Origin of the sequence: Halorubrum lipolyticum DSM 21995 (assembly GCF_000337375.1) — an archaeon.
GTDB lineage: Archaea > Halobacteriota > Halobacteria > Halobacteriales > Haloferacaceae > Halorubrum > Halorubrum lipolyticum.
The window spans coordinates 12,906-38,965 of sequence record NZ_AOJG01000038.1 but is presented as its reverse complement, the minus strand read 5'-3'; the positions used below and the strand labels follow the sequence as shown (position 1 = coordinate 38,965).

At 71.1% G+C, this 26,060-nt stretch carries 26 protein-coding genes, 1 tRNA gene and 1 pseudogene; 12 read left to right on the top strand and 16 right to left on the bottom strand.

Annotated features, from left to right (window positions below; all coding sequences use genetic code 11):
* The first annotated feature begins 34 nt into the window (after positions 1-34).
* Both C469_RS13280 and hmgA read left to right on the top strand, forming a co-directional pair.
* Complete coding sequence (locus C469_RS13280; RefSeq protein ID WP_008007432.1) at positions 35-508, top strand: GNAT family N-acetyltransferase; 474 nt, start codon at positions 35-37, stop codon at positions 506-508.
* A gap of 87 nt (positions 509-595) precedes the next feature.
* Positions 596-1,819 (top strand): hydroxymethylglutaryl-CoA reductase (NADPH), encoded by a 1,224-nt coding sequence (gene hmgA, locus C469_RS13275; RefSeq protein WP_008007430.1) that lies wholly within the window; start codon positions 596-598, stop codon positions 1,817-1,819.
* A gap of 13 nt (positions 1,820-1,832) precedes the next feature.
* Here hmgA and C469_RS13270 read toward each other — a convergent pair whose 3' ends face one another.
* The 3 genes from C469_RS13270 to C469_RS13260 all read right to left on the bottom strand — a co-directional run bounded on the left by C469_RS13270 (position 1,833) and on the right by C469_RS13260 (position 5,151).
* Complete coding sequence (locus C469_RS13270; protein ID WP_008007428.1) at positions 1,833-2,150, bottom strand: DUF2250 domain-containing protein; 318 nt, start codon at positions 2,148-2,150, stop codon at positions 1,833-1,835.
* 100 nt (positions 2,151-2,250) lie between these two features.
* On the bottom strand, positions 2,251-3,678 hold the full coding sequence (cofH, locus tag C469_RS13265; RefSeq protein WP_008007427.1) for a 7,8-didemethyl-8-hydroxy-5-deazariboflavin synthase subunit CofH: 1,428 nt from the start codon (positions 3,676-3,678) through the stop codon (positions 2,251-2,253).
* A gap of 543 nt (positions 3,679-4,221) precedes the next feature.
* Complete coding sequence (locus C469_RS13260) at positions 4,222-5,151, bottom strand: HFX_2341 family transcriptional regulator (RefSeq protein ID WP_008007425.1); 930 nt, start codon at positions 5,149-5,151, stop codon at positions 4,222-4,224.
* A 140-nt stretch (positions 5,152-5,291) separates the two neighbouring features.
* Here C469_RS13260 and C469_RS13255 point away from each other — a divergent pair, with 140 nt between their 5' ends.
* Entirely contained in the window at positions 5,292-6,599 is a 1,308-nt protein-coding gene (locus C469_RS13255) for an acetamidase/formamidase family protein (protein WP_008007423.1), read from the top strand.
* Positions 6,600-7,088: 489 nt separating this feature from the next.
* On the opposite strand, the gene C469_RS13250 is transcribed toward C469_RS13255, so the two are convergent.
* Entirely contained in the window at positions 7,089-8,075 is a 987-nt protein-coding gene (locus C469_RS13250) for a M48 family metallopeptidase (RefSeq protein ID WP_008007421.1), read from the bottom strand.
* Between the two features lie 102 nt (positions 8,076-8,177).
* On the opposite strand from C469_RS13250, the gene C469_RS13245 reads away from it, so the two are divergent.
* Positions 8,178-9,257, top strand: a complete 1,080-nt coding sequence (locus tag C469_RS13245) for an aminopeptidase (RefSeq protein ID WP_008007420.1) — start codon at positions 8,178-8,180, stop codon at positions 9,255-9,257.
* A gap of 24 nt (positions 9,258-9,281) precedes the next feature.
* Here C469_RS13245 and C469_RS13240 read toward each other — a convergent pair whose 3' ends face one another.
* The gene (locus C469_RS13240) at positions 9,282-9,677 is read right to left on the bottom strand and encodes a hypothetical protein (protein WP_008007419.1); all 396 of its coding nucleotides are present in this window, start codon (positions 9,675-9,677) and stop codon (positions 9,282-9,284) included.
* Positions 9,678-9,776: 99 nt separating this feature from the next.
* On the opposite strand from C469_RS13240, the gene C469_RS13235 reads away from it, so the two are divergent.
* Positions 9,777-10,064 carry an amphi-Trp domain-containing protein gene (locus C469_RS13235; RefSeq protein WP_008007418.1) on the top strand — a complete coding sequence of 96 codons (288 nt, stop codon included), beginning with the start codon at positions 9,777-9,779 and terminating at the stop codon, positions 10,062-10,064.
* Between the two features lie 16 nt (positions 10,065-10,080).
* Here C469_RS13235 and C469_RS13230 read toward each other — a convergent pair whose 3' ends face one another.
* On the bottom strand, positions 10,081-10,641 hold the full coding sequence (locus C469_RS13230; protein WP_008007413.1) for a response regulator: 561 nt from the start codon (positions 10,639-10,641) through the stop codon (positions 10,081-10,083).
* A gap of 329 nt (positions 10,642-10,970) precedes the next feature.
* Here C469_RS13230 and pan2 point away from each other — a divergent pair, with 329 nt between their 5' ends.
* The 3 genes from pan2 (at position 10,971) to C469_RS13215 (ending at position 13,530) form a co-directional block, all read left to right on the top strand.
* Positions 10,971-12,194, top strand: a complete 1,224-nt coding sequence (gene pan2 / locus C469_RS13225; protein WP_008007411.1) for a proteasome-activating nucleotidase Pan2 — start codon at positions 10,971-10,973, stop codon at positions 12,192-12,194.
* A 312-nt stretch (positions 12,195-12,506) separates the two neighbouring features.
* Positions 12,507-13,052, top strand: a complete 546-nt coding sequence (locus tag C469_RS13220; protein ID WP_008007409.1) for a pyruvoyl-dependent arginine decarboxylase — start codon at positions 12,507-12,509, stop codon at positions 13,050-13,052.
* A 100-nt stretch (positions 13,053-13,152) separates the two neighbouring features.
* Positions 13,153-13,530 carry a DUF5811 family protein gene (locus C469_RS13215; protein ID WP_008007407.1) on the top strand — a complete coding sequence of 126 codons (378 nt, stop codon included), beginning with the start codon at positions 13,153-13,155 and terminating at the stop codon, positions 13,528-13,530.
* Positions 13,531-13,537: 7 nt separating this feature from the next.
* On the opposite strand, the gene C469_RS13210 is transcribed toward C469_RS13215, so the two are convergent.
* Entirely contained in the window at positions 13,538-14,437 is a 900-nt protein-coding gene (locus tag C469_RS13210) for a succinylglutamate desuccinylase/aspartoacylase domain-containing protein (protein ID WP_008007405.1), read from the bottom strand.
* 194 nt (positions 14,438-14,631) lie between these two features.
* Between C469_RS13210 and C469_RS13205 the strand changes: the two genes are divergently transcribed.
* A complete protein-coding gene (locus C469_RS13205; RefSeq protein WP_008007403.1) occupies positions 14,632-15,306 on the top strand; it encodes a TetR/AcrR family transcriptional regulator in 675 nt (224 codons plus the stop codon).
* 80 nt (positions 15,307-15,386) lie between these two features.
* Here C469_RS13205 and C469_RS13200 read toward each other — a convergent pair whose 3' ends face one another.
* Together C469_RS13200 and C469_RS13195 are read right to left on the bottom strand one after the other, a co-directional pair.
* A complete protein-coding gene (locus C469_RS13200; RefSeq protein WP_008007401.1) occupies positions 15,387-17,018 on the bottom strand; it encodes a lipopolysaccharide biosynthesis protein in 1,632 nt (543 codons plus the stop codon).
* A 63-nt stretch (positions 17,019-17,081) separates the two neighbouring features.
* Positions 17,082-18,101 (bottom strand): aldo/keto reductase, encoded by a 1,020-nt coding sequence (locus C469_RS13195; RefSeq protein ID WP_008007399.1) that lies wholly within the window; start codon positions 18,099-18,101, stop codon positions 17,082-17,084.
* Between the two features lie 114 nt (positions 18,102-18,215).
* Here C469_RS13195 and C469_RS13190 point away from each other — a divergent pair, with 114 nt between their 5' ends.
* On the top strand, positions 18,216-18,545 hold the full coding sequence (locus tag C469_RS13190; protein ID WP_008007397.1) for a transcription factor S: 330 nt from the start codon (positions 18,216-18,218) through the stop codon (positions 18,543-18,545).
* A gap of 27 nt (positions 18,546-18,572) precedes the next feature.
* Here the strand turns inward: C469_RS13190 and C469_RS13185 are convergent, their stop codons facing one another.
* The 5 genes from C469_RS13185 to C469_RS13165 all read right to left on the bottom strand — a co-directional run bounded on the left by C469_RS13185 (position 18,573) and on the right by C469_RS13165 (position 23,449).
* Positions 18,573-19,124 carry a hypothetical protein gene (locus tag C469_RS13185; RefSeq protein WP_008007395.1) on the bottom strand — a complete coding sequence of 184 codons (552 nt, stop codon included), beginning with the start codon at positions 19,122-19,124 and terminating at the stop codon, positions 18,573-18,575.
* Positions 19,121-20,116 (bottom strand): hypothetical protein, encoded by a 996-nt coding sequence (locus tag C469_RS13180; protein WP_008007394.1) that lies wholly within the window; start codon positions 20,114-20,116, stop codon positions 19,121-19,123. Before C469_RS13180 ends, C469_RS13185 begins: the two co-directional genes overlap by 4 nt.
* A gap of 110 nt (positions 20,117-20,226) precedes the next feature.
* Positions 20,227-21,063 (bottom strand): RAD55 family ATPase, encoded by an 837-nt coding sequence (locus C469_RS13175; protein ID WP_008007392.1) that lies wholly within the window; start codon positions 21,061-21,063, stop codon positions 20,227-20,229.
* Between the two features lie 60 nt (positions 21,064-21,123).
* On the bottom strand, positions 21,124-22,137 hold the full coding sequence (locus C469_RS13170) for a beta-ribofuranosylaminobenzene 5'-phosphate synthase family protein (RefSeq protein WP_049911450.1): 1,014 nt from the start codon (positions 22,135-22,137) through the stop codon (positions 21,124-21,126).
* Between the two features lie 199 nt (positions 22,138-22,336).
* Positions 22,337-23,449 (bottom strand): zinc-dependent metalloprotease, encoded by a 1,113-nt coding sequence (locus C469_RS13165; RefSeq protein WP_008007388.1) that lies wholly within the window; start codon positions 23,447-23,449, stop codon positions 22,337-22,339.
* 119 nt (positions 23,450-23,568) lie between these two features.
* Between C469_RS13165 and C469_RS13160 the strand changes: the two genes are divergently transcribed.
* Together C469_RS13160 and C469_RS13155 are read left to right on the top strand one after the other, a co-directional pair.
* On the top strand, positions 23,569-24,633 hold the full coding sequence (locus tag C469_RS13160; protein ID WP_008007385.1) for a M20/M25/M40 family metallo-hydrolase: 1,065 nt from the start codon (positions 23,569-23,571) through the stop codon (positions 24,631-24,633).
* 121 nt (positions 24,634-24,754) lie between these two features.
* A tRNA-Glu gene (locus C469_RS13155) sits at positions 24,755-24,829 on the top strand.
* Positions 24,830-24,854: 25 nt separating this feature from the next.
* Here C469_RS13155 and C469_RS17865 read toward each other — a convergent pair.
* Together C469_RS17865 and C469_RS13150 are read right to left on the bottom strand one after the other, a co-directional pair.
* A pseudogene (locus C469_RS17865) lies at positions 24,855-24,965 on the bottom strand (DUF3179 domain-containing protein); the annotation flags it as partial.
* 221 nt (positions 24,966-25,186) lie between these two features.
* On the bottom strand, positions 25,187-25,972 hold the full coding sequence (locus tag C469_RS13150) for a sulfite exporter TauE/SafE family protein (protein WP_008007383.1): 786 nt from the start codon (positions 25,970-25,972) through the stop codon (positions 25,187-25,189).
* Positions 25,973-26,060 lie beyond the last annotated feature (88 nt).

Below are 26,060 nucleotides of genomic sequence, written 5' to 3'. Positions count from 1 at the left end.
GAGTTATATTCCGTTGGCGTGTTAGCTTCGTGCAGTGAGCGTCAACGTGGAAAAGCGGACGGAACCGCCCGGCGAGGCCGACCACGCCACGGAAGCGTGGGAGCTCAAAGAGCGGATCCGGTCGGCGGAGGGCGTCCTCCGACAGCGGCGAGGGTTCTTCGTCGACGCCTACCGCCGGTCCACGACGCACCTCCTCACCGAGAACGACGAGATCGTCGCGTTCGCCTCCGTGCGCCGCGACGGCTACATCCTCTTTCTGGCCGTCCACCCCGACCACCGCGGGCGCGGCCACGCCGAGCGCCTCATCGCCGACGTGGCCGAGGAGCACCGGTCTGTCACCTGCCACGCCCGCACGACCAACACCCGGGCGCTCGGCTTCTACGAACACCTCGGCTTCGAGGTCGTCCGCCGGATCGACGACTACTACGAGGACGGCGGCGACGCCTACTACCTCAAGCTCGGCGGCGAGTCGCTCCGCGAGCGGCTCTCGGGGTTCGTCGGGCGGTAGGCGGCGGGACCGCGAAGCGGCCCCCGAGACCCCTCCGGCGCCGCCGGAACCGATAGCCATTAGCGCGCGCCGCGAGGAACCCCGGCCATGACCGAACCAACTCCCGCGTCGCTCGCGGAGCGCGTCCGCGACGGCGAGGTCCGCTTCCACGAGCTCGAAGAGCACGCCGACGCCGACACCGCCGCGGCCGCCCGGCGCCTGCTCGTCGCCGAGACCGCCGACGCCGACGTCGACGCCCTCGGCGAGTACGCGTTCGACGCGGCCGACGCCCACGGGTCGAACATCGAGAACATGGTCGGCGCCGTGCAGGTGCCGATGGGCGTCGCCGGCCCCGTCGCGGTCGACGGCGGCGCGCTCTCCGGCGAGCGCTACCTCCCGATGGCAACCACGGAGGGCGCCCTGGTCGCCTCGATCAACCGCGGCTGCTCGGTCGTCAACGACGCCGGCGGGGCGACCGCGCGCGTGACGAAGAGCGGGATGACGCGCGCGCCCGTCTTCCGCGTCGCCGACGTGGCCGAGGCGGAGGCGCTCGTCTCGTGGGTCCGCGACAACGAGGAGACCCTTCGGGAGGCCGCCGAGTCGACGACGAGTCACGGCGAGCTGCTCGACGTGACCCCGTACGTCGTCGGCAACAACGTCTTCCTGCGGTTCCGCTACGACACGAAGGACGCGATGGGGATGAACATGGTCACAATCGCGACCCGCGAGGCGTGCGACGCGATCGAGGCCGAGACCGACGCCTCGCTCGTCGCGCTCTCGGGCAACCTCTGTTCGGACAAGAAGCCGGCCGCGATCAACGCGGTCGAGGGCCGCGGGCGCTCCGTGAGCGCCGACGTGGAGGTCCCCCGTGAGGTCGTCGAGGAGCGGCTCCACACGACGCCGGAGTCGATCGCCGAGATCAACACGCGGAAGAACCTCGTCGGGTCCGCGAAGGCCGGCGGGCTCGGCTTCAACGCCCACGTCGCCAACGCGGTCGCCGCGATGTTCCTCGCGACCGGGCAGGACGAGGCGCAGGTCGTCGAGGGCGCGAACGCGATCACGACCGCGGAGACGACGCCGGACGGCGACCTCTACCTCTCCGTGTCGCTCGCGAGCCTCGAGGTCGGCACGGTCGGCGGCGGGACGAAGCTCCCGACGCAGGCCGCCGGCCTCGAGATTCTGGGAGTCCGCGGCGGCGGCGACCCCGCCGGCAGCAACGGCGACGCGCTCGCGGAGGCGATCGCAGTGGGCGCGCTCGCGGGCGAGCTCTCGCTGCTCGCGGCGCTCGGCTCCCGACACCTCTCCTCGGCGCACGCGGACCTCGGCCGCTGACTCCCGAAAGCCGTCAGTCCGACCACGCCGCGCAGTCCTCGCGCAGCGCGTCGCGGCCGGCGTCGGTGACCCGAAAGACCTCCTCACCGGTCGCCCGCTCGACGAGCCCCGCCGCGTCGAGCGCGTCCAGCCGCGACTCGACGTGGTCGACGTACAGCCCCGTGTTGCTCGCGACGAACGCGGGGTAATCGGTCCCGACGTCGGCGAGATACGCGAGCACCCGCTCGTCGGTGCGGGTGAGTGCGATCGCCGGGGAGTCCGGGTCGGCGTCGCCGTCCTCGGGCGACGCGTCCCGCTCCGAGCCGGGAGTCGGCGCGTCTGACGCGGGCATAGTTAGTGTGTTAACGATTACCAAGATAAAGAGTATTCCGGTCGTTCCCGCTCGCCGGGAGACGCGGGACGTGACGCTCCGATCGGCGTCGTCGGCCGGGTCAGTCGTCCGCGCCCGCCGACTCGCCCTCGGGGCGAGAGCCCTCGCCCGACCGGGTCGGGAGTATCGGCGTCCCGTCGGCGCGCGGACCGAGTCGCGGCCCGTGGGGGCCGTCGTCGGGGTCGATCCGGCGCCGGGTGCGGTAGTCGGTCGAGCGCTCGACCGGGGTGCGGCCGATCGCCGTGATCATGTCGACGTAGTCGTCGAACGAGCGGAACTCGCCGTAGTCGCCGCCCGCGCGCTTGGTGATCTCCTCCGAGAGGATGGTGCCCATGAAGTCGTCGGCGCCGCAGTTGAGCAGCTTGAGTCCGTGCGCGTCGCCCGACTTCACCCACGAGGCCTGCACGTGGTCGACGTTGTCGAGGAAGAGGCGCGCGACCGCGACCACGAGTTCGTCCTCGTCGCGGGAGGGGCCGGAGTCGACGACGCCGTGACGGTACAGCGGCGTGTTCTGGTGGATGAAGGAGAGCGGGACGAATTCGGTGATTCCGCCGGTGCGGTCCTGCAGGTCGCGGATCACGCCGAGGTGCTCCGCGCGGTGGGCGACCGTCTCGACGTGGCCGTACATCATCGTGGAGGTGGTGTCGAGGCCGGCCGCCATCGCGCCCTCCATCGCCGCGACCCAGTCGTCGGTGCGGATCTTCCCGGGGCAGATCACGTCGCGGACCTCGTCGACGAGGATCTCCGCGGCGGTGCCGGGCGCGGAGTCGAGCCCCGCGGCCGCCAGCTCGCGGTAGACCGTCTCGTACTCCCACTCCGTGCCGCGGGCGGCGTGGTACGCCTCCTCGGGCGTCATCGAGTGGACGTGGATCCCGCCGACCGACATCGCCTCGATCTGGTCGACGTAGGTGCCCGGGTCGGTGGCGTACGCCGACGGCGGCTTGTAGTTCACCGCGCTCTCGGGGTCGTCGTACGACCGGAGGATTTCGTGGTGCTCCTCGTTCAGCGCCAAGGCGGGGTGGAGCCCCGACACCGAGCACACCTCGTAGACGCCCATGTCGAGGGCGTCCTCGACGATCGCGCGGGACTCGGCGGGCGTCTTCGTAAAGCCCGCGTGGTCGGCGTCGCTGTCGGCCTCGAAGGCGTGCGCGGAGTCCTTGAAGTTACAGAACAGACAGCCCGTGTTGCAGGCGGTCGTGACGTTGTTGTTGAGGTTGGCGACGAAGGTGACCTCGTCGCCGACTTCCTCGCGGCGCCGCCGGTCGGCGAGTTCGAGGACGCGCTCCTTCCGGACCGGGTCGATCCCCTCGGCGTCCGTGCCGGTCGCGAGCAGCTCGGTCGCGTCGTCGACTGAGAGTCGGGTTCCGTCGCGGGCCTTCGCCAGCGCGTTCTCGAACGACTGGTCGGTCGACGGCTCGGCGAAGCCGAAGTCGTCGTCGAGGTCGGCGGCGTCGCGGTCTGTCGCGTCGGGGTCCCGCGCCGGAGTCATCGCGTGTGTCTCCCCGTCCCACGGATAAAAACGGGACGGTCACGGCACCCCCTCTCAGAACCGTGATGCGGACCGCACGCGCGATATGCGGCGGCAACGGGGCTTCGACCCGCCGACGGCGACATGATTTATAAACCAGCGAGGTGCGCTCGGTTTCGTATTTAAATCACCGCGGTGGCGTCGCCGGCGCTACGCGCCGGCTGCAAGCGAGAGCTTTGCTCTCGCCCTGCGTACCTGCGAGCGGCCCATCGGCCGCGAGCAGCGCGCGCGAGGTCGTCGGCGCTACGCGCCGGCTGCCAGAGAATCTTCGATTCTCGCTGGATGCGGTGAGCGCTCGGAGAGCGCGAACCGCGAGGCTGGGGAGGCGTGAGGCTGCGGTCCCGCGAGCGGAGCGAGCGGGAGCACGGAAGTCGCAGCCCACGCCGTCACTCCGCGATCGACTACTTATAAGCGAGCGACTGGGGCTCTGGAGATGGTCGTCGTCGATCCGCCAGCAACAGTCGTTTATAACCAACCGACCGGTTCGTTCGGATCCGACGCGTCCTAGGCCAAGTTCCGATCCTCGTCCGCGTGCGCTCGGACCCACAGCTCGCCGATCCGTGAGAGGGTGGTCCGGTAGGACTTCCCGTGTTCCTCGCGCTCGATGTACCCCTTGCCGCCGGGGCCGAGGCGGTCGACGTTGTAGATCACCTTCGAGCGGAACGAGTCGGTGTACTCCTCGTTGAGGTCGGCGGCGAGCGTCTCGGCCAGCTCGGAGACCGACTCGAACTCGCCGTGCTCGCCCAGCGTGAACAGCACCAGCTCCTCGAACGGCTTGACGTTCTGGAAGGAGGCGACCGGGAGCTCGATCACGTGGCTGTCGCCGATTTTCTTCGCGCCGATGGTGGTGCCGCGCTCGTCGAACTCCGCCAGGAGGTCGGTGGTGCTCGCGAGCCGGTCGGCGACGCGGTCGTCGGCCACCGCGTCGTCCGCGACCAGCTCCCGCAGGAGGTCCCGCGTCGCGCGCAGCTCCTCGGCGAGCTCGGTCTCGAGGTACTTCTCCGGGGCGGTGTAGTAGGTGTGGATGCGGTCGCGGTCGTCCTGCCGCTCGACCATGATCGAGTGGGCCGCGGTCGCGAACGCGAAGGAGACCGGCCGGGGCATCGAGCAGAGGTTCACCCACACCTCGCGTTTGCCGGACTCCTCGACGCCCTCGTCCCGGTCCAGCTCCGCGTTGATCAGGTCGTAGGCGCGCTCGAAGGCGGCGTCGTAGTCGTACACGTCGTCCAACCGCTCGCGGACGGTCTCGGCGCCGAGCAGGTTCCGAAAGTCCTGTTCGAGCTTGCGCGCGATGTTGCGCGAGTACTCGACGTTGGCCTCGCTGCCGACCGTCCCCTCCAACAGGATCACCCGGTCGACGTCGAACTGGTCCCGGATGAGCGGGGCGATCATGCGGTCGTAGTCGAAGCCGACCGGCACGACGTGGGTCTGCATGGGTGAGGATATAGCGGGACGCAGTTATAAACGACCGCAAGGGCTCTCGATCGTTCTCCGAAAACCCCGCCCACGACACCGGATCCCACCCTTCCGCCAACAGTAGCATTATTCGCTCGACGCCCCTACCACGACGTGGTATGTCACAGCAAGGCGTTCAAGACGAACTCTACGTCGACCAGTACACGCTCGGGCTGGTCGGGCCCGATCAGGAGTGGGCCGGCACGGTCGCGGACGGCGGGACGGTGGAGACGTACACGCCGCCGGGGTGTTGGGGGCCGATGGTCACGCCCTCGTTCCGCGGCGGCCACGAGGTGACCCGCCCGATCCGCGTCGAGGGCGCCGAGGTCGGCGACGCCATCGCGATCCGCATCCGCGACGTGACCGTGACGAGCATGGCGACGAGCACGGGGTCGATGGCGGAGCGCGAGGGCGCGTTCGGCGACGACCCCTTCGTCGACCACCGCTGCCCCGAGTGCGGGACGACGTGGCCCGACTCCGTCGTCGAGGGCACGGGCGAGGACGCGATCCGCTGTGCCGAGTGCGGCGCCAACGCCTCCTCGTTCGGCTTCGAGTACGGCTACACCGTCGCGTTCGACCACGAGAACGCGGTCGGGGTCACCCTCGACAAGGAGGGCGCCCACGAGCTCGCGCTCGACGCCGACGAGGTGATGGACATCCCCGAGAACGCCCGGCAACACCCGATCCTCCTGTACGAGCCGGACGGGATGCCCGGCACGCTCGGCCGGCTCCGCCCCTTCATCGGGAACATCGGGACGACGCCCTCGGTGACGATGCCCGACTCGCACAACGCGGGCGACTTCGGACAGAGCCTCATCGGCGCCGACCACGACTACGGCGTCGAGACCGAGGCCGACCTCGAGAAGCGCACCGACGGCCACATGGACATCCCGGAGGTCCGCGCGGGCGCCACGCTGATCTGCCCCGTCGAAGTCGACGGCGGCGGGGTGTACGTCGGCGACCTCCACGCGAACCAGGGCGACGGCGAACTCTCGCTCCACACCACCGACGTGAGCGGCACGGTCACTATGGACGTGGAGGTGATCGAGGACCTCGACATCGACGGTCCCGTCCTCCTCCCGAACGAGGCGGACCTCCCCTTCATCAGCCAGCCCTACAGCGACGCGGAGCGCGAGGCCGGCCGGGACCTCGGCGCGGAACACGGCGTCGACGTCGACGACGAGATGGCCCCGATCCAGGTCGTCGGCTCCGGCGCCACCGTCAACGACGCCACGCAGAACGCCTTCGACCGCGCGGGACAGCTCCTCGACATGAGCGAGGGCGAGATCCGCGCCCGGTGCACCTTCACCGGCGGCGTCCAGATCGGCCGGCTGCCCGGCGTCGTCCAGCTCGATATGCTGGCGCCGCTGGACCTGCTCGACGAGCGCGGGCTCGGCGACGCGGCGCGGGAGCAGTACGGGCTGTAAGACGCCGGCGAGGCAGGAACCGTCGGTGTCGACGCCGCCAAATCCCAGTTGATTACTTATAAATGGTTGCCGGCGGATCGACGGTGAACACCTCCAAAGCCCCAGTCGCTCGCTTATAAGTGGTTGTTGGCAGATCGACAGCGAACGTCTCCAAAGCCCCAGTCGCTCGCTTATAAGTGGTTGTTGGCAGATCGACAGCGAACGTCTCCAAAGCCCCAGCCGCGAGGACTCGGTGCGGTCGCTGCGGTCCTCGGTCGCTCGCGATGCTCGCTCCCTGCGGTCCTTGCGTCCCGCGCCTTCGTCCTCGCGACTGCCCCTTTGAGTCCCGCCCCGCACCGCAACCGCGCCTCACGCCTCCCCAGCCTCGTCGGCCACTCTCCGCTTCGCTCCGAGTGGCCGACTCCCTCGCGCGGTGCTGCTCGGCCGCAAAGCGGCCTCGCAGGCACGCGCCGACCGCAGTATCGGCCGAATCAGGTGTCGCGCGCCTCCTCACCGCCGCGACCGTCCGCGCCCGGCGGTCCCCCGCGACGGCCCCGCCGGGATCCGTCTCGTCGGGCCCCGAGACGCGGCTTTCGCTCGGAGGCGCTCGACCCGCTCGTCGATCGACGGGTGCGTCGACAGCCAGCGCTCGGCCGGGTTCTCGGTCCGTTTATACGTCGACAGCGGCGCGAACGGCCAGGAGGGCTCCGCGGCGCGCTCGATCCGGCGGAGCGCCCGCGCGAGCGCGGCGGGGTCGCCCGTCACCTCGGCCGCGCGGTCGTCGGCGGCGAACTCCCGCTTTCGCGAGCGCGACCGCGTGAGGAACGTCGCGAGCACGAATCCGGCGAACAGCCCGCCCGCGAGCGCGCGGTGGAGCCGCGCGAAGGGGCCGGACCGGTCGCCCGGGCGCCCGCGGATCCACGCCGAGCCGGCGGCGAGCCCGGAGAGCGCCAGCAGGGCCGGCAGCGCGAGCACCGTGGCGAACCCGACGAGCGCGCGTCCGATCCCGTCGGCCATCGCGAGCGCGAGCCCGTCGTTCGTCTCGAGGTGCGCCAGCTCGTGCGCGACGATCGCCTCCACCTCGCGGGCCGAGAGGACGCGGAACAGCGACCGGTCCAGCACGAGGGCGCCGCCGCCCGACCCGCCGCCGACCGCGAACGCGTTCGGCGTCCGAGCGTCGGTGACGTACAGCGCCGGGCGGTCGACCGCCATCCGCGCCGCCAGCGCGTCGACCCGGCGGTGGAGGTCGGGCGCGCGCTCGCGGGGCAGCCGGTCGCCGTCGAGGCTCGCGAGCACCTGCGCGGTCCCGATCCGGTAGCTGAGGTACGCCGAGCCGACCGCGACCGCGACGAGTAACGCGAGGAGGACGGGGAGGTCGGGGCGGGCGGCCCAGAGGAGCCGCAGCGCGTCGGCGACGAACAGCGCCGCCGTCAGGTAGACCGCGAGCAGCGCGACGCCGACGACGGCCGCGGCCGCGCGGAACGCGAGCCGGGACATATTCCGACGTACGCGACGGCGGGACAAACGCGTTGCGGCCGGCTCCCCCACGCGCGCCGCCGGAAGGAAAAGCCGTAATTCCCCGGCCGCGAAACCCGGTGTATGGACGCACGCGTTCGCGAACACGCCGAGATCATCGCCGACCACTCCACCGGCATCGAGTCGGGCGACGACGTGGTCATCCAGCTGCCGAAGGAGGCCGAGGACCTCGCGGTCGCCCTCCACGAGGTCTGTGGAGACCGCGGCGCCAACCCCGTCTACCTGAACTACTCGAAGCGCGCCCAGCGCGCCTTCAAGCGCTCGTCCGACGACTTCTCCGAGCCGAGCCACCGACGCGCCCTCTACGAGGAGGCCGACGTGTTCGTCATCGCGCGCGGCGGCGCGAACGCCACCGAGGACGCCGACGTCGACCCGGAGACCAACGCGGCCTACAACCGCGCGATGGAGGACGTCAAGCGGACGCGCCTCTCGAAGACGTGGTGTCTCACGCAGTACCCGACCGCGAGCCACGCCCAGCTCGCCGGGATGAGCACCGAGGCGTACGAGAACTTCGTCTGGGACGCCGTCTCGCTCGACTGGGACGAACAGCGCGCCTTCCAGTCGGAGATGGTCGACATTCTGGACGACGCCGACGAGGTCCGCATCACGTCCGGCGACGAGACCGACCTGACGATGGACCTGTCGGGGAACTCGACGCTCAACGACTACGGCGAGGCGAACCTCCCCGGCGGCGAGGTGTTCACCGCGCCCGTGCGAGACGGCGTCGACGGCGAGGTCCACTTCGACCTCCCGCTGTACCGCTACGGCCGCGAGATCGACGGCGTCCGCCTGCGGTTCGAGGACGGCGAGGTCGTCTCCCACTCCGCCGAGCGCAACGAGGACCTGCTCACCGGTATCCTCGACACGGACGAGGGCTCCCGGCGCCTCGGCGAGCTCGGTATCGGCATGAACCGCCAGATCGACCGGTTCACCTATAACATGCTGTTCGACGAGAAGATGGGCGACACGGTCCACATGGCGGTCGGGTCCGCGTACCCCGAGACGGTCGGCGAGGAGAACGCGGTCAACGAGTCCGCCGAGCACGTCGACATGATCGTCGACATGAGCGAGGACTCCGTCATCGAGGTCGACGGCGAGGTCGTCCAGCGCGACGGGACGTTCGCCTTCGAAGACGGGTTCTGAGGGCGGGTTCAAAGCGCGGACGCGTCACTCGGGATCGGACCCGTCGCGCCCCGCACGCCGGCGAGAGAACGCCGCGTACGCGACGACGAGAACGCCGAACAGCCCGACGGTTCCGAGCGCGGCGGCGCCCGGGGAGCCGGCGAGCGGCGCGATCTCGCCGTCGGGCGCCGCGACGAGGTCGACGACGCCGGTTCCGACCGAGACCGCGAGGACGGCGAGCCACATCGTCCCCACCGCGTACCCGAGTTCCACGAGCCGGTCGGTTCGCGCCGCGTGCGCGACGACCGCGCCGCCGCCGAGAATCGGAATCGCGACGAGCGGGCTCGTCGGGTCGGCGAGGAGGACGCTCCCGCCGAGGGCGATCGCCGTCCAGTACACGGCGACGGCGACGACCGTGCGGAGCCAGTCGGGGACTGTCACGGCGTGCGGGTTCGGACGGAGCCTATAAAACGGTCAGGGGGACGCGCCGCCACCGCGACGCGGACGGTGTTTATGTTTCCGGGGCGCGTACGAGCCGGTATGCCCGAAGAAGTCCTGTTCAAGTCGGAGAGTCGTCGGAGCCGCGACGAGATCGCCGCGTACCTCCGGACGGTCGCGGACTCGCTGGAGTCCGGTAACGCGGTCACCCTGAAGAAGGGCGATCAGTCCGTGACGATGGACCCGCCGGCGCGACCGACGTTCGAGGTGAAAGCCGAGCGCGAGGGACCGGTCGACGGGCCGGGCGAACTCAGCGTCGAGCTCGAACTGGAGTGGGACGAGGAGAGCGGCGGCGACGACGGCGACGGCGGCGAGCTGGAGATCGAGTAGGCGGGAGTCGTCGACACTACGGGACTTCGCTGGAGACCTCGGCGAACGCGTCCCGCGCCGAGAGGTGATCGAGGGTGTCGTCGACGCGGTCCCGGACCGACTCCATCCGGTCGATGAGCTCCTCGTACTCGTCGGTGTTCGTCGTGTCGGCGGCCTCCAGCGCGGCCTTCTTCGACGCCAGCGCGAAGAACTCCTGGCTGTGCTCGTCGAACTTCGCGCGGTGGAGCAGCACCTCGACGAGCGCGAGCAGGTCCTCCTTCGTGACGGGTTTGGTCTTGTAGTCGTCGAACGGCATCTCGACGATGTCCACGTCGGGCTCGACCGCGGTCAGCATCGCGATCCGCGCGTCGTACCCCGCTCCACGGATCGCCTCCAGCACCTCGTGGCCCGACATGTCGGGCATCCGCCGGTCCAAGAGGACAACCTCGACCGACTCGTCCATCATCGAGAGGGCCTCCTCGCCGCCGGTGGCGATCCGCACGTCGTAGGCCGCGTCGAGGTACACCCGGTACAGCTCGGCGAGGTCGGGCTCGTCGTCGACAGCGAGGACCGTGGGCCGCGCCTCGGCGTCGCTCATGATCGGAGGACCGCGGTCCGCTGATCGCCCGCTGCGAGTCCCGGTCCGCCGCGGTCGACCGCTGTTCGTGCGCTCATGACGCGAGCTACTCGCGGGATCGGTTAAAACGTTGACCCCAGTGTATCAATACTGATACCGGGGCAGAGACTGAGGCGGCGGCCGACACTGGGACAGCGGTCGGGGCTGAGATCGAGGGCCGAACCGCGAGAGGGCGCGCCGACGGTCGGTCGAGTCGCGGTCGTTCGACGGGACCGTTCCGCACGGTCGGATCGGGAGACCGCCGTGACCCAAAGGCACATTTACGCGCGCTTCCTAACCGGCACCAACGAATGTCTCATAGCCCCTCACTGCCCGACCGTCCCCGTCTGGAGCTCGATCCGGAGATGAGCGAGACGGAGCGGCTCGAGGCCATCCGCCAGCACTACCGGCGGATCCTGCAGGTGAACGACGAGCTCGAGGACCGACTCGACGACGCACAGGACCGACGCGGCGAGCTGAAGACGGACGTCGACGAGCTGAAACGCGAGAACGAGGTGCTGAAGACCTCCTCGCTGTACATCGCCTCCGTCGAGGAGATCACCGAGGACGGCGTCGTCATCAAACAGCACGGCAACAACCAGGAGGTGCTGACGCAGGCGTCCACGACGCTGGAGTCCGACCTCCGGCCGGGCGACCGCGTCGCGATCAACGACTCCTTCGCGGTCCAGCAGGTGCTCGACGACGAGACCGACTCCCGGGCGCAGGCGATGGAGGTCACCGAGTCGCCCGAGGTCGAGTACGCCGACATCGGCGGGATCGACGACCAGATCCGCGAGGTGCGCGAGGCCGTCGAGGACCCGCTCGACGACCCCGAGCAGTTCGAGGCGGTCGGCGTCGACCCGCCGAGCGGCGTCCTCCTGCACGGCCCGCCGGGCACCGGGAAGACGATGCTGGCGAAGGCGGTCGCCAACGAGTCCGACGCGACGTTCATCAAGATGGCCGGCTCCGAGCTCGTCCGGAAGTTCATCGGCGAGGGCGCCCGGCTCGTCCGCGACCTGTTCGAGCTCGCCGCCGAGCGCGAGCCCGCCGTCATCTTCATCGACGAGATCGACGCCGTCGCCGCCAAGCGCACGGACTCGAAGACCTCGGGCGACGCCGAGGTCCAGCGCACGATGATGCAGCTACTCAGCGAGATGGACGGCTTCGACGACCGCGGCGAGGTCCGCATCATGGCCGCCACCAACCGGTTCGACATGCTCGACGAGGCGATCCTGCGTCCCGGTCGCTTCGACCGCCTCATCGAGGTGCCGGAGCCGAACGCCGAGGGTCGCGCGCGAATCCTCGAGATCCACACGCAGGACATGAACGTCGCCGAGGGGACGGACGTGAGCGAGGTCGCAGCGGAGTTGGACGGATACAGCGGCGCCGACATCGCCTCGCTGGCGACCGAGGCCGGGATGTTCGCGGTCCGCGACGGGCGCACCGAGGTCAGGCAGGCGGACTTCGAGGCGGCCCGCGAGAAGCTGCAGGACGCCGAGCAGACCGAAGAGCAGGTCATCAACTACCAGTACTAGGGGTACTGCCACTGGCCGGGAGTTGTTTTCGAGTTCTGTGAGGCTTCTGACCGTTGATCGGCGGTGATGTCGTTTAAAACCTCAGCCGCTCGCTTATAAATCGTTGCTGGCAGCTCAACGGCGAACACCTCCAAAGCCCCAGCCGGCGCGTAGCGCCGGTTGCAAGCGAGAGCTTCGCTCTCTCCCTGTCGGTGAACACTGGGCCGCTCACCGGGGCGCGCCACCGCAGTCGTTTATAAATGTCGTGTCGCAGTCCGTCGAGATGCGATCGCTTCGTAACTCCTTACCTCCCGCGCCGTCGACGCTCCAGCGATGAACACCATCCACGTCGCCGGCGGCGTCGGGGTCGCCGACACGGCGATGGCCTCCTACGACGCCGCGCTCGCGGACGCGAACCTCCACAACTACAACCTCGTCGCGGTCTCCTCGGTCGTCCCCGCCGAGGCGACCGTCGAGGCGGTCCCGGAGGCGCCGGATCTCGGCCCCGCCGGCGACCGACTCACGGTCGTCGAGGCGCGGCGGACGGTCGGGCCGGGCGACGAGGTCGACTTCCGCGAGGGCGGCCGCGCCGGCGCGGAGGACGCCGACTCGAAGCGAGCGCCGCGTCGCCGCCCCGACGTGGCCGCCGGCCTCGGCTGGGCCACCGGTCCGGGGCCCGGACTCTTCTACGAGGTGACCGGCGAGGACCCCGACGACGTGCGCGAGCGGATCGAGGCGGGCCTCGACGCGGGCGGCGACCTGCGCGACTGGGACCTGCCGGACCGCGAGGTCCGCGTGGAGACGGCGGCCGCGGCGCCCGAGCGGTTCACGACGGCGGTCGTCATCGCGGCGTACGGCGAGTCCGAGCCGATCCTGTAGGCCCTCAGGCGGCGCCTCCGAGGCGCCCCGCGGCGTCCGCGCGCGGATCGCCCTCGCCGACGCCTTTTTGAACCGTCTCCGCGTACCGGACGTGTCTTCGATGAACGGCAACAACCCGTACGCCGGGGCACCGGGTGTGACGAACGCGGGCGAGCCCGCGGCCGTCGACCTCTCTCCGGACCAAGAACGGCGTCTCCGGCGCGCGGTCGCCGGAATCGTCTCGCGAACCGAGTCGTATCTCCCGAACAGCTACGCCGTCGGCTCCGAGCTGTCGGTCGGCGCGAACGGGCCGCAGGCGACCGTCGCCGTCAACCCGCCCGCGGGCCACCCGGTCTCGGCCGGGTTCACGCCGGACCCCGACGAACTCGAGGCCGGCATCGCCGACGCCGACACCGACGAGGTCGCCCGCGGGCTGGCCGCCAGCGCCGCGATGCAGGTGATGGACGCGGTCGGTGACGTGACGCCGACCGCGAAGTGAGTCCGGGCTACTCCGTCGGTTTCCGTTCGCCGGCCGCGCCGTCCGAGCCACCTGAACCGTCCGTTTCCCCCGCCGCTTCCGCCGGCGCGACCGTTCCCGCCACCCGCCCGTAGATCCCGAAAATATCTTCGTATCCTTCCTCGCTCGCGAGGATCGGGACCACGCCCTCCTCCTCGACGCGGTGGGTGTACACGTCGTCCTCGGCGAACACCGCCCCCGCGGGGATCTCCTCGAAGTTGGCGAAGTGAACCGTGGGCTCGCCGCCCCCCTTCGGCACCTCCTCGTCGCCCGCGACGACGGTCGTCTCGGTGAACGTCGGCGGCTCGTCGTCGATCGCGCCGTGCGCCCGCAGAAACGCCAGACAGGCCTCGTAGCCGAACGCGACCGCCTCCTCGCTGCCCTGTCGACCGACCTCGATCGAGACGGTGTGGGGCACCGTCGAGTCCAGGGTCGTCCCGCGGAGCCCGCCCGCGTCGACGACGTAATCGACGGGCATCCCCGTCACGCTCCGGCGCACCGACGGCGTGAGCTCGCTGTAGATCGCGAACGGCGGCGGCGCGCTGTGAGAGGTGTGGAGCGCGAGCACCGCGTCCATCCCCTCCAGCTCGGCCGCGAGCCGGGGCGCGAGCGCCCGCTCGTACTCGTCGCTGTCGGCGTCGCCCGGGAACGCGCGGTTCAGGTCGGTGTCGGTGTACCGCGTTCCGGCCGCCAGCGCTCGCTCGTTGGCGACGATCAGTCGGATTATCCCGTCGCCAGCCTCGCCGGTGGACGCCTCCCCCTCATCCTCCCCGGCGAGTTCCGCTGCGAGTCGCCGGACGATCCGCTCGCCGGCGGGCTCGTCGCCGTGGATCCCGCCGACGATCGCGACGCGGGCCGACCCCGCCGACCCGCGGTCGATCGTTTCCATATCCTCACTACGGGCCGGTCCACATAAAGTGTCACCGTTCTGGAAGGGAGACGGGGGCGCCGCGGCGCAGTCCGGGAGAAATCGGGGCGCGATCTGAGGGGACGCCGGGGCGCGATCCGCACGCTTAACGACGGGGGGCGATCAGACCGGATAGATGCACTCCCGCAACGCCAGCCGCGAGGTGAGTCCGTAACGTGGTCGACGCCGAGAACGCCGGAGACGCAGAGGTGGCCGACGGTTCCGGGACCGGACCCGCCGGATCCCTCGGGATCGCGACGGACGACCCCCTCGAAGCGGAGATCATGCGCGCGACCTACAGAGCGCTGGTCGAACGGGGGTACAACGACCTCACGGTGCAGGCGATCGCCGACGAGTTCCCCAAGAGCAAGTCCCTGCTCTACTACCACTACGACGGGAAAGACGACCTGCTCGCGTCCTTTCTCGGGTTCGCGACCGACCGGTTCCGACGGGAGATCGAAGTCGAGATCGACGACCCCGAGGCGCAGCTCCGCGCGCTCGTCGACCGGCTCGTCCCCGAGTCGCTCGACGACGACGAGTACCGCGTGCAGGTGGCGCTGTTGGAGCTCCGCAGCGAGACCCCCCACAACGATCGGTTCCGCGAGCAGTACGCGGTGGTCGACGACACTCTCAAATCGGTGATCGCCGACGTGCTCCGGCGCGGGGTCGAGTCCGGCGCGTTCGCCGCCGACGCGGACCCCGACACCGAGGCGGAGGTCCTCGTCTCCCTCCTCACGGGCGTCCGGACCCGCCGGCTCTCGACGCGCGAGGGGTTCCCGATCGGGGGGGTACGGACGGCGCTCGACGCGCACCTCGATCGGCTGCTCGCCGACCCCGCGGCGGGGCGCTAGACCGCCGTCAGCGCCTGTTCGTCGACGTCCGCCGCTGTCCGCCACCGTCCACCGCTTTTCGTCGCCGATCGGTCCGCGACCTACCGACCGAACCGCTCCGCGAGGATCGCGCGATACCGCCCCGCCAGCTCCCGGACGACGAGTCGGTCGCGGGGGTCGACGCCGATGGCGTGCAGCGTCGCGGCGTACACCGCGAGCCCGCCCGCGGTCCCGACGACGACGGCGGCCCGCCCGGGGACGACCTCCCGGATCGCTCGCATCGCGAGCAGCGTCACGCCGCCGGCCGCCAGCGGGGTGAGGTAGGTGCGGTCGAACGGCCACAACCCCTCGAAGTACCGCAACAGGACGACCTGGATCGCGTTCTGCACCGCGATCGCCAGCGAGGTCCCGAGCGCGGCCCCGACGAGCCCGTACCGGACGACGAACGCGTAGGTCAACGCGACGTTGAGGGCGGCGAGCAGCCAGTCGAGCGCCATCCGGGCGTACTGGTGGTCGGTCATCATCAGGAGCCAGCCGGTCGCGCCCACCGCGCTCCCGACGAACACCCCGCCGAGGTAGACGACGAGGGGGACGTACCCGGCGACGTAGGGGTCGCCGAACAGCCCGAGCAGCTCCCGGCCGAACACCACGAGCACGGCGAGGATCGGGATCACCGTCGCGACTATCTGGCGGGTCACCGACGCGTACACCGCGTTGAGGGTCTCGGTCCGACCGTCGGCGTACAGGTCGGAGGCGACCGGCGGCAGCAGTTGGTTGAAGGAGAGCAGCGGGATCCACGCGATCGCGATCAGCACGAGGACGACGTTGTACACCCCCGCGGCGGTCGCCGTCAGCAGCGCCCCGACGAGCAGCACGTCGACGCGGTTCTGGAACACCTTCCCGAGGCTGCTCATCGCGACCGGCGCCGCGTGGTTGTAGAACCGACCCGCTTCCCGGCGGATCCCCCGTAGCGACGGAACGACGCCGGTCACCCGCGCGGCGAGCGGCGCGGCGACGGCCGCGAGCAGCGCGGTCGCGACGACGATGCCGCCGGCGACGCCGACGACCGAGTAGCCGAGCGCCAGCGCCGCGACCGCGCCGACGAGCCGGACGACGGGCCGGAGGAGCTTGTTGAAGGCGATCTCGCCGCGGGCGGAGCCGACCGCGCGGAATATCGCGGACGCGACCATCACGACGCCGAGCAGGCCGACGAGGAGGCCGAACGCGCGCATCGTCGGCGGGAACGCGGGGTCATCGACGGTGAGCGCGTCGATCCGCGGCGCGGCCAGCCAGATCCCGGCGGCGATGGCGACGCCGAACGCGAGCGTCGTGGCGTACGCGAGCCCGGCGACGACCCCCTGCCTCTCCGGGTCGTCCGCGTACTCGGGGAGGTACCGCTGGAGCGCCGGCACGCTCCCGAACGTGACGAGTCGCGAGAGGAGCTGGGCGATCCGCCACGCCAGCGCGTACACGCCGTACGCGGTCGGGCCGAGCCCCCGGGTGAGCGCGAACTCGGTCGCGGCCGTGAGCGCGCGCTGGCCGGAGACGCCGCCGGCGGTGATCACGGCGCCGCCGGCGATCGTCAGGAGCGCCTCGCGCTCGTCGTCGGGGACGGCGTCTGCGGGGGCGGTGTCGGCGTCTTCGGAGGCAGCGTCGGCGTCGGCAGGGACGGCGTCGGCGTCGCTCGCCGAACCGCCCGGAGCGTCGCCACCGATACCGGGTCCGTCGTTCACGGGTCACCTCGACGTGGCCCGGCTCGGGAGAAAAGCGACTCGTTCCGTCGCCGGTCGGATCCGCTACCAGCGCTGGTGGACGTGCTCGCGGACGAACTCGTCGTACACGTCGGCGACGGCCTCACGGTCTGCCTCGTCGAGGGGTGCGAGCTCGCTCGCGGCCGCGTTCGACCGGACGTGTGCCGGCGTCGTCGACCCCGGAATGACGGTCGAGACGGCGTCGTGGTCGAGGATCCAGCGCAGCGAGAGCTGCGGGAGCGAGAGACCGTCGCCGGTCGCGTCGGTCGGGTCGGCGGCGACGGCGTCGACCCGCTCGGCGAGCGCGTCGGCAGCGTCGAGGCCGACCTCGTAGGGGACGCCGGCGAACGTCTCGCCCACGTCGAAGGCGTCGCCCTCGCGGTTGTAGTTGCGGTGGTCGTCCCCGGCGAACTCGGTGTCCCGCGAGAGCGCGCCGGTGAGCAGGCCGGAGGCGAGCGGCACCCGGCAGATCACGCCCACGTCGCGGGCGGCGGCCTCGTCGAGGAACAGCTCGGCGGGGCGCTGCCGGAGGGGGTTGAAGATGATCTGGACCGACTCGACGCCGGGGTACGCGATCGCCTTGAGCCCCTCCTCGACGCGCTCGACGCTGACGCCGTAGCGCGCGATCCGCCCCTCGTCGACGAGCGTTTCGAGCGCGTCGAACGTCTCCGGTCGGTAGTAGACGTCCGTCGGCGGGCAGTGAAGCTGGACGAGATCCAGCGTCTCCACCCCGAGGTTCTCCCGCGACCGGTCCACGAACCGGCGGAGGTTCGCCTCGTCGTACCCGTCGGCGACGTGCGGGTCGAGCCGGCGGCCCGCCTTCGTCGCCACCGTCACGTCGTCGCTCGCGATGTCGCGTTCGAGCACGTCGCCGAGGATCTGCTCCGAACGTCCGTCGCCGTACACGTCCGCGGTGTCGAAGAAGTCGATCCCGGCGTCGCGGGCGGCCTCGACCGCCGCGACGGCCTCGGACTCGCTCACGTCGCCCCAGTCGCTCCCGATCTGCCAGGAGCCGTAGCCGACCTCGCTGACCGCGCCGACGTTCCCGAGCGTTCGGTGGTTCATGTTCGCGTCTCACTGGTCGGGGGAACCCCAAGGGCGTTCCGGAGGCGGAACCGGATCCGCATGTCGGCGCGCAGTCACGGAAGCTAAACCGCTCGACGCCGTACGCCGCCCCATATGCAGTTCTGTGACGACTGCGGCTCGATGATGGTCTCTCGCGACGGGGAGATGGTGTGTCAGAACGACGACTGCGGCGCCACCACCGAGCGCGACGAGGCGCTCGCCGCCGAGTTCGAATCGACGACCGAACAGACCGGCGACGAAGTGATCGAGACGGAGGAGGGCGCGAACTTCGAGGGGAAGCCGACCGCCAACGACGTGGTCTGCGACGAGTGCGGCCACGGCGAGGCGTGGTACACGATCAAACAGACCGGCGCCGCCGACGAGCCGCCGACGCGATTCTTTAAATGCAAGGAGTGCGGCCGCCGCTGGCGCGGGTACAACTGACCGGTTCTCTCGGGCCTTTTCGCGGGGTCACTCCCCGCGAGTCGCGTCGAAGGTCGGGTCGTCGTCGTCGACCATCGGGCAGTTCCGGACGCGGAACTCGTCGAACCCGACGGCCTCGACGATGGTCGTCCCCTCGTGGTCGCAGGCGACGTCCGGCGGCGCCGAGAAGTGCGGGCACTGCTGGCAGTACGTTCGCTTCGAGACCACGCGCTCGACGCCGGCGTCGTCGAACCGCCCTCCGGCGCCGAACTCGCCGCCGAGGTCTGCCCCCGTCGCGTCCATCTCCGCCCCCGCGCCCCCGAACTCGCCGACCGGTCCGATCCCGCCAGCGTCCTCGTCGAGCGACTCCCAGACGTCCTCCTCGGAGAGGTCGCCGATGTCCATCCGCTCGAACGCGTCGGCGAGGTCCGCGTCGGTCGCGTCGGTCGCCGGCCCGAGTTCGTCGAAGGGGTCGTCGAACTCGTCGGTCTCGTCGATCACGTCGCTCGGGTCGTCTCCAAGGTCGTCCCGGAACGCGTCCGACTCGTCCCGGAACGCGTCCGACTCGTCCCGGAACGCGTCCGACTCGTCCTCAGTCACGGCCTTCCCCCTCCGTCGGCGTCGCGGGTGCTCACGCCGCGTCCGTCCTCGACTCCCGCCTCGTCGGCCGCGCCACGCCCAGCGGCGGACGAGGACCCGCTCACGTCGCCGTCGAGCGCAGGCCGGTCCGCCGCGACCAGCCGCGAGGTGCCGAGGAAGCCCGGGTTCGGTTCCAGTTCCCCGAACCGGCGGCCGCAGTGAGGGCACTCCGGCGCCGTCAACAGCCCGATGTCGACGGTCCCGCCGCAGTTGGTACAGTCGGCCTTCCGGACTCCCTCGCGGTTCGCGGCGGCGGCGAGGGCGTCGAGCCGCTCGCGGTCGCCCCGGTCGCGCTCGGCCGCCTCCAGCCGACGGCGGACCCTCACGACCGCGCTCGCGACCCGCGAGAGCTTCTCCTCGACCTCGTCGAGGTCGCCGACGCGGTCGTCGAGCCCCTCCAGATCGGCCACCCGCGCTTCGAGGTCGTCGATCCCGTCGGTCCGAGCCCGCAACTCGTCGACGTCGTCGATCCGGGACTCGACGCCGGCGAGCCGGTCGTCCAAGGCGTCGATCGTCTCCTCGACCGCCTCGCCGACGGTCGCCGTCGCGGCCGCCTCGGCCTCCAGGTCGTCGAGGCGGTCGGCGACCGCGTCGAGGTCGGCCGCGACCGCGTCGAGCCGCTCGGCCGTCTCCTCGTGGGCGTGGTCTGCGGGCGCCGCCGACTCCAGTTCGCGGTACAGCTCCACGAAGCGCTCCCGCAGGTCCTCGACCTTCTCGTCGACCTCGGCGTCGAGGTCGTCGAGCCGCGACTCGATCGCCGCCACCTCCCCCGCGTCCGGCACGTCGATCCCCTCGGAGTCCGCGAGCGCGACGACGGCGCGCTTCAGCAGTTCCTCGCGACTGACGCCGAGATCGTCGGCGGCGGCCTCGACCGCCGCGACGGCCTCGGACTCGGCGTCAGAGTCGGCGGCCGCGGCAGCGCTGTCGCCGTCCGTCGGATCGAGGTCGCTCATCGCGGATCCCCCGTCATCTACGCTCCGTTTAGGGGGGAGACTTAAGTAATCTGTCGCGTCGTTCTCCGGATCGATAGTTGGGATCGGGGGCCGGCGACTCGCGGAAGCGCTCACCGGATCTTGCGCACGTCGCTGATGTCGAACCCTCCCTCGTGGATCTCTGTCTCGAAGCGGACGATGTTCTCCGACTCAAGCCGGGAGAGCACGCCGCGGAACTCGCGCACGAACATGGTTCTGGCGCGCTGGGAGCCGCCGCTCTCCCACGTGAACTGGAGCGTGCCGCCCGCGGCGTCCGTCAGCGCGCCGAACTCGCGGTCGGAGATCGAGTCGGTGTTCACCAACACGAGGATGAGCCCGCCCCACTCGTAGGCCGCCTTCTTGAGCCCCTTCATCACCATCGCCACGTCGCTCCACTCGGTGTCGTCGTCGACCATCGAGACGAGGTCGGTCACGGAGTCGATACAGACGAGACTGTCGTCGGCGTGCGCCGAGAGGTAGTCGCCGAACGCGGTGAGCACGTCCTCGTACTCGCCGCGGTCGCCGAGCTCCGTGATCGACGCCGTCTCGTCCTCGTACCAGTCGCGCGGGATCGGGCTGAGCTGGAAGTACTCCGGCGAGAGGTCCCGGAAGGCGATCTCGTCGATCGCGGCGTCGACGATCTCGTCCGCCATCGTGTACCCCATCTCCCGGGTGAGCGCGCCGGTGTCGGCGGTGAAAGAGAGGTAGTGGACCTCGTCCGGGAGCTCGGCGTCGTCGGGGAGGTCGCCGTAGTAGAGGTCGAACAGCTCCGCGTCGGCGCGTCCGAGGGCGTTCATCGCCGCGCTGGTGTACAGGAACTCGCGCGCGCCGGCGCCGGACTCGCCCGCGAGCAACACGACGTTCCCCGGCGGCGCCCCGCCCCCGAGGATCGAGTCGAGCCGGGCGACGCCGAACGGAAGACTCGGCATGTCCCGTATGGGGAGGCCGCTCCGCTTAGTGTTGTTGCTCGGCCGCGGCCCCCGCTGTGCTCACTCCCGTCCGTCCCCGCCTCCCGTCACCCGCGCCCCGCCGTCGGCCGCCTCGACGACCGCGACCGACCCGTCCACGCCCGCCTCGTCGAGTGCGGCCTCGCCCGCGGTCGCGGCCGCGCCCGCGTTCGCGGCGTCCGTGACCCCGTACACGGTCGGCCCCCACGACGACTGCCCGGCGCCGAACACCGCCGCGGCGTCCGACAGCGACGCCACCACGTCACCGACCGGCGGGCGGTAGACGCCGCCCTGCTCGTCGGCGTACCACGCGCCGTTGAGCCGGCCGATCTCCGCGACCGCCGCGCCGAAGCGCTCGGCGTTCCCCGTCGCGATCGCGGGGAGCACGCGCCGGGTGACGATCCCCCCGATCCGGTCGGCGAGCCCGGGGTCCGCGCGCTCGACCGCGGTCCGCATCGCGTCGTCCTCGGCGTCGCCGCTCCGGCCCGGGTCGGCGTCCGGCCGGACGAGCAGGAACCGCCAGTCGTCGGGCACGCCGTGACGGGCCGCCACCGGCGGCACGGTCCACTCGCCGTCCGCGGGGCGGTCAGTGGTGAATCGCGCGGTGGGGTGGCCGGCGTCGAGGACGAACCCGCCCGCCTCGAAGGTCGCGACGCCGACGCCGGAGCGCCCGCCGCGGCCGAGCGCCGGGGCGCGCTCGCGGATTCGGGGTTCCTCTCCGTAGGCCGTCGCGACCGCAGCGAGCGTCGCCGCCGCCAGCTGGGTGCCGCTTCCGAGCCCGGCGTGACGCGGGAGCGTCTCGCGGACCGCGACCCGGGCGCCGTCGACGCCGAGGAGGTCGACGGCGACGGCGGCGTACTCGCGGACGTCGTCGCGGACGAGCGGATCGGCGGTCAGCGTCGAGACGCCGACGCGCACGCGGTCGGCGGGCTCTGCGTCGACGACGACTCGCGGCTCCGCGAGCCCGAGCCCGAGGGCGCCGTACAGCCGCTCGTGCGAGAGGCTGAGGTTACAGAAGCCGAAGTGGAGCCGCGCCCCGGCGCTCGCGCGTGCCATGTGGATGTCCATGGTTCGAGGGGGATTGGTAAATGATGCGTGGCAGTGGCGGGAGTTGCCCCGGAACGCGCAGCGCCGATCCTTGCGTTTCGATCGGCGGGTTCGGTTATAAACGGTCGTTGACGGAGTATCGGTGAGCGCCTCCAAATACTCACTCGCTCGTTTATAAGTGATCGAGTGCCGATCGACGGCGCCTCGTTCAGGGGTCGACCCGCACCAGCCACGCCGCGGGGTCGTCGAGCTCGGCGCGCGTCGGCAGGTGCTCGGGGCGCTCCCACACCGCGCCGGCCGCCTCGATCCCGCGGGCGTCGACGACTTCGCGGAAGAAGGCGGCGCCCTGCTCGTACTGCCGGCGCTTCAGCCCCAGCCCGAGCAGCCGGCGCGCGAGGCGCTGAACCGGGCCGCCACCGCCGCGTCGCTCGTCGAGCTTCCGGCGGAGGTCGGCGTACTCGCCGTCGAACGCGCGGTCCATCAGCACCTCGGCGTACCCCTCGACCGCGGTCATCGCCGCCTGCAGCTCCGCGAACGGCTCGGTGTCGAGCGCGTCGACCGGCAGCCCGCCCGCGGTCAGCCCTCCGCGACCGGTCGATCCGCTCCCGCCGGTGAACCCCTCGATCCCCCGCTCGACCCGCGACTCGAGGTACTCGGGGAGCCACGGGGCCGCGCCGAACTCCGCCGCGTGGGTCACCTCGTGGAAGGCGATCCAGCGCCGGAACCGCGGGAAGTCGACGTCGAGCGACGCCGCGACCGCGACGATGTTCGGGTGGACAAAGTAGAGCCCGTGGTCGGCCTCGGGCTCGTCGGCCAACAGCAGCGGGTCGTACTGGCCGAGCACGTTGCGCGCTAAGAATCCGAGCGTGAACGCCATTGACCCGGTGTTGGCGATCCGCGAGAGGTCCCGCGCGAACCCCCGCGTGAGGTCGCCGGCCGGGGCGCCAATCGGTCCGCCGGTCGGCTCGACGATTCCGCCGGTCGAGTCGACGACCTCACCGACCGACTCCTCGTCGTTCGCGGTCGCCGCCTCCTCGATCGGCGCCATCACGTTCCGGAACGTGTCGACGCTGGCGTCGATCCAGTGGTGGCGGTTCTGCACCTCGATCGCGTCGGGCACGTCGAACTCGATCGCGGCCACCTCGCGGAGCCGGGACCGGGCGTCGCGCACGTCGGTCGCGTACCCGGTCCGCTCCGCGTCGGTGAGCGCGATCGACCCGGGGTCGGTGCTCGCCTTCGCGGCCGCCGCGGCCCGGTCCCAGTCGACGACGCCCGGCCCGCTGGCCTCGGAGACGGTCCGGAGGCTTCGGAGGATGTCCATACGGACCGGACGGGAGCGGGCCTCAAGTCCCTTGTGTCGGTGACGGCGCGAGACCTCACACCACCTCGCCGTCGCCCCGGTATCGGCGGGTTCTTGCCGACCGACGAACAGCCACGCGTATGCGCGACTCACAGAGAGCGTTCCTCGACGACCTGCTCGCGACCGCCAGCCCGTCCGGCTTCGAGACGCCGAGCCAGCGGGTCTGGACCGACTACGTCCGCGGCTTCGCCGACGAGGTCTCCGTCGACGCCTACGGCAACGCCGTCGCCGTCCACGAGGGCGACCCCGACGCGCCGACGATCGCCCTGACGGGCCACGCCGACGAGATCGGCTTCATCGTCCGCGACGTGCTCGACGACGGCTTCCTCCGCATCAGCCCGATCGGCGGCTCCGACCGCACCGTCTCGAAGGGCCAGCACGTCACCGTCCACGCCGACGAGCCCGTGCAGGGCGTGATCGGCCAGACCGCCATCCACCTGCGCGACCCCTCGGAGGACGAGTACGAGGAGATCGCCGAGCAGTTCGTCGATATCGGCGCGACCGACGCCGAGGAGGCCGGCGAACACGTCGAGATCGGCGACCCGGTCACCTTCTCGACCGAGGTGGAGGAGCTCGTCGGCGACCGGATCGCCGCCCGCGGGATCGACAACCGGACCGGCACGTGGGCGGCCGCGGAGGGACTGCGTCGCGCGGCCGAACGCGACGCCGACACGACCGTCTACGCCGTCTCCACGGTGCAGGAGGAGGTCGGGCTCAAAGGGGCACAGATGGTCGGCGTCGACCTCGACGCGGTGGACGCGTTCGTCGCCGTCGACGTGACCCACGCCACCGACAACCCCGACGTCGACGGCGAACACCGGGGGCCGGTCGAGCTCGGCGCCGGTCCCGTGATCACCCGCGGCAGCGCGAATCATCCCGCTCTCGTCGACCTCGCGCGCGACGCCGCGGCCGACGACGACATCGACGTGCAGCTGCAGGCGGCCGGCACGCGAACGGGCACCGACGCCGACGCGTTTTATACTTCCCGGGGCGGCGTCCCGTCGCTCAACGTCTCGATCCCGAACCGGTACATGCACACGCCGGTCGAGGTGATCGACACCGGCGACCTCGACGCCGTGGCCGACCTCCTCGCTGCGATCGCCGCCGACGCGGGCGACGCCGCGCCGTTCGGCGTCGACGTCTGAGCGACGCGTCACGGGGACGACAGTGGAGCGGCGAACCACGGTAAACCGGGACATGGCGGGGTCGAAACGGAACTGTTTTACAATATCCTGCCCTATCCGTAATTGCGTCGAACGGACGTGCGCTCTGGTGGTGTAGTCCGGCCAATCATATTGCCCTCTCACGGCAATGACCTGGGTTCGAATCCCAGCCGGAGCATTCTTCTTCGACGCGTTTCAGTTTTTCACGCGACGGAACCAGTGTAACACGCGTCGGGTCCGTGATCGTCCTGCCACGCGAACGCGTAGAGCCGTCGGGTCGGGAGGCGCCGCAGCCTGCGGCCGTCGTCGCTCCGTCAGGTCGCCGGCGTCCGCGCGCTCCTACGCGAGTACGACGCGATCGACCCCGACGCGGTCTCCCGGATACCGTACCGGGAGTACGACCGGTCGCTCGCGCTCGGCGCCGTTCGCGACGGGGGGAGCGACCGATGAGCGACGACGGTCTGCTGGGGTCGCTGTCGGTCGTCGGGCTGTTGAGCCTCTGTTGTATCAGGTTCGGCGTGAGCGACGGCGACGCTTAGACGACTCCAGCGCCGCCGAGTATCAGCCGGACGCCGATGAGCGTCAACAGCCCGAGGACGACCCCGCGCCGGAGCCGCTCGCTCACGCGCCCCCGGAGACGCTTTCCGAGGGCGACGCCGGCGACCGCGGGGACCATGGCGGCGACCGACGCGAGGACGAGCCCGAGGTCCGGGTAGAGTCCGAGCGCGCCCGCGGCGACGACGCGCAGACCGTTGATCCCGACGAACACGAGCGCGACGACGCCGACGAACAGCCCGTGCGAGAGGTCGAAGCTCCTGACGAACGCGACGAGCTGCACGCCGACGTTCGTCGCGCCGAACAGGACGCCGGAGACGGCGCCGACGGCCGCCATGACGAGGGGCGACTCGGCGGAGACCCGGTCTGTCGGGCCGGGCAGCGCCGGGAGCGGGACCGCGCGCTGGGCGATCGCCACGAAGCCGAGTGAGACGATCCCGAGCAGGACGCGGAGCGGGGCCGCCGGGAGCCGGTCGAGCAGCGCCATCCCGACGACCGTCCCGACGAGCGCGGCGACGAGCAGCGGGGCGAACCGGGTCCCGCAGGTGCGGAGCTCCTCGCGGGTGAGCTCGCCGACGAGCGCGACGTTCACGGCGAACATCGGCACGATCATGAACGCGACGGCGGTGGCCGGGTCGAGCGCCGACGCGAGCACCATCGTCCCGACGACGGCGAAGCCGAACCCCGCGACCCCGTTGACGGCGCCCGCGACCGCGACGACGAGGGCGATCGTCGCCACCAGTCCGGCGGAGAGCGCGAGGGTCATACGCCCGTGAGGAGGCGGGCAGTTATAAACGACCGCTGGCTGTGCGGCACGGGAGCACGCTCGGCCGGGGCTCATATCGGTCGGGCGC

What these genes read in the sequence shown, in the direction of transcription:
- hmgA (WP_008007430.1), top strand. Translation starts at nt 596, where the DNA reads ATGACCGAACCAACTCCCGCGTCGCTCGCGGAGCGCGTCCGCGACGGC.
- C469_RS13270 (WP_008007428.1), bottom strand. Translation starts at nt 2,150, where the DNA reads ATGCCCGCGTCAGACGCGCCGACTCCCGGCTCGGAGCGGGACGCGTCG.
- cofH (WP_008007427.1), bottom strand. Translation starts at nt 3,678, where the DNA reads ATGACTCCGGCGCGGGACCCCGACGCGACAGACCGCGACGCCGCCGAC.
- C469_RS13260 (WP_008007425.1), bottom strand. Translation starts at nt 5,151, where the DNA reads ATGCAGACCCACGTCGTGCCGGTCGGCTTCGACTACGACCGCATGATC.
- C469_RS13255 (WP_008007423.1), top strand. Translation starts at nt 5,292, where the DNA reads ATGTCACAGCAAGGCGTTCAAGACGAACTCTACGTCGACCAGTACACG.
- C469_RS13250 (WP_008007421.1), bottom strand. Translation starts at nt 8,075, where the DNA reads ATGTCCCGGCTCGCGTTCCGCGCGGCCGCGGCCGTCGTCGGCGTCGCG.
- C469_RS13245 (WP_008007420.1), top strand. Translation starts at nt 8,178, where the DNA reads ATGGACGCACGCGTTCGCGAACACGCCGAGATCATCGCCGACCACTCC.
- C469_RS13235 (WP_008007418.1), top strand. Translation starts at nt 9,777, where the DNA reads ATGCCCGAAGAAGTCCTGTTCAAGTCGGAGAGTCGTCGGAGCCGCGAC.
- C469_RS13230 (WP_008007413.1), bottom strand. Translation starts at nt 10,641, where the DNA reads ATGAGCGACGCCGAGGCGCGGCCCACGGTCCTCGCTGTCGACGACGAG.
- pan2 (WP_008007411.1), top strand. Translation starts at nt 10,971, where the DNA reads ATGTCTCATAGCCCCTCACTGCCCGACCGTCCCCGTCTGGAGCTCGAT.
- C469_RS13220 (WP_008007409.1), top strand. Translation starts at nt 12,507, where the DNA reads ATGAACACCATCCACGTCGCCGGCGGCGTCGGGGTCGCCGACACGGCG.
- C469_RS13215 (WP_008007407.1), top strand. Translation starts at nt 13,153, where the DNA reads ATGAACGGCAACAACCCGTACGCCGGGGCACCGGGTGTGACGAACGCG.
- C469_RS13210 (WP_008007405.1), bottom strand. Translation starts at nt 14,437, where the DNA reads ATGGAAACGATCGACCGCGGGTCGGCGGGGTCGGCCCGCGTCGCGATC.
- C469_RS13195 (WP_008007399.1), bottom strand. Translation starts at nt 18,101, where the DNA reads ATGAACCACCGAACGCTCGGGAACGTCGGCGCGGTCAGCGAGGTCGGC.
- C469_RS13190 (WP_008007397.1), top strand. Translation starts at nt 18,216, where the DNA reads ATGCAGTTCTGTGACGACTGCGGCTCGATGATGGTCTCTCGCGACGGG.
- C469_RS13180 (WP_008007394.1), bottom strand. Translation starts at nt 20,116, where the DNA reads ATGAGCGACCTCGATCCGACGGACGGCGACAGCGCTGCCGCGGCCGCC.
- C469_RS13175 (WP_008007392.1), bottom strand. Translation starts at nt 21,063, where the DNA reads ATGCCGAGTCTTCCGTTCGGCGTCGCCCGGCTCGACTCGATCCTCGGG.
- C469_RS13170 (WP_049911450.1), bottom strand. Translation starts at nt 22,137, where the DNA reads ATGGCACGCGCGAGCGCCGGGGCGCGGCTCCACTTCGGCTTCTGTAAC.
- C469_RS13165 (WP_008007388.1), bottom strand. Translation starts at nt 23,449, where the DNA reads ATGGACATCCTCCGAAGCCTCCGGACCGTCTCCGAGGCCAGCGGGCCG.
- C469_RS13160 (WP_008007385.1), top strand. Translation starts at nt 23,569, where the DNA reads ATGCGCGACTCACAGAGAGCGTTCCTCGACGACCTGCTCGCGACCGCC.
- C469_RS13150 (WP_008007383.1), bottom strand. Translation starts at nt 25,972, where the DNA reads ATGACCCTCGCGCTCTCCGCCGGACTGGTGGCGACGATCGCCCTCGTC.